Source organism: Nocardiopsis sp. NPDC006139 (genome assembly GCF_040614155.1).
Lineage (GTDB): Bacteria > Actinomycetota > Actinomycetes > Streptosporangiales > Streptosporangiaceae > Nocardiopsis > Nocardiopsis changdeensis.
Genome location: NZ_JBEXTT010000046.1, coordinates 1 through 1,199, shown reverse-complemented (window position 1 = coordinate 1,199; position 1,199 = coordinate 1). Strand labels below are relative to the sequence as shown.

The following is a 1,199-nucleotide window of genomic DNA, read 5'->3' as shown; positions in this document are numbered from 1 at the left end:
GTATGCGCGAGCACCCAATTATCTGCAGCGGACAAGCCCTCGGCCTATTAGTACCGGTCAGCTCCACCCCTCACAGGGCTTCCACACCCGGCCTATCAACCCCATCGTCTCTAGGGAGCCTTACCCTCTCAAAGGAGGCAGGAGACCTCATCTCGAAGCAAGCTTCCCGCTTAGATGCTTTCAGCGGTTATCCCTCCCGAACGTAGCCAACCAGCCATGCCCTTGGCAGGACAACTGGCACACCAGAGGTTCGTCCGTCCCGGTCCTCTCGTACTAGGGACAGCCCTTCTCAAGTCTCCAACGCGCACAGCGGATAGGGACCGAACTGTCTCACGACGTTCTAAACCCAGCTCGCGTGCCGCTTTAATGGGCGAACAGCCCAACCCTTGGGACCAACTCCAGCCCCAGGATGCGACGAGCCGACATCGAGGTGCCAAACCATCCCGTCGATATGGACTCTTGGGGAAGATCAGCCTGTTATCCCCGGGGTACCTTTTAGCCGTTGAGCGACACCGCTTCCACACGCCGGTGCCGGATCACTAGTCCCAGCTTTCGCTCCTGCTCGACACGTCCGTCTCACAGTCAAGCTCCCTTGTGCACTTACACTCAACACCTGATTACCAACCAGGCTGAGGGAACCTTTGGGCGCCTCCGTTACTCTTTGGGAGGCAACCGCCCCAGTTAAACTACCCACCAGACACTGTCCCCGAACCGGATCACGGCCCAAGGTTAGATGCCCGAAACAGTCAGAGTGGTATTTCACCAACGCCTCCACCACCACTAGCGTGGCAGTTTCACCGGCTCCCACCTATCCTACACAAACCATCCCAAACACCAATGTCAAGCTATAGTGAAGGTCCCGGGGTCTTTCCGTCCTGCTGCGCGAAACGAGCATCTTTACTCGTAGTGCAATTTCACCGGGCCCATGGTTGAGACAGTGGGGAAGTCGTTACGCCATTCGTGCAGGTCGGAACTTACCCGACAAGGAATTTCGCTACCTTAGGATGGTTATAGTTACCACCGCCGTTTACTGGCGCTTGGATTCCCAGCTTCACAGGGCGAACCCCGTTAACCGGTCCTCTTAACGTTCCAGCACCGGGCAGGCGTCAGTCCGTATACAGCGTCTTACGACTTCGCACGGACCTGTGTTTTTAATAAACAGTCGCTTCCCCCCGCTATCTGCGACCCCACCCAGCTCC

1 rRNA gene is annotated in these 1,199 nt (G+C 57.2%); it reads right to left on the bottom strand.

Annotation, left to right across the window (positions count from 1 at the left end):
• Positions 1 to 27: 27 nt before the first annotated feature.
• Positions 28 to 1,199, bottom strand: a 23S ribosomal RNA gene (locus ABZ249_RS31865); the annotation flags it as partial.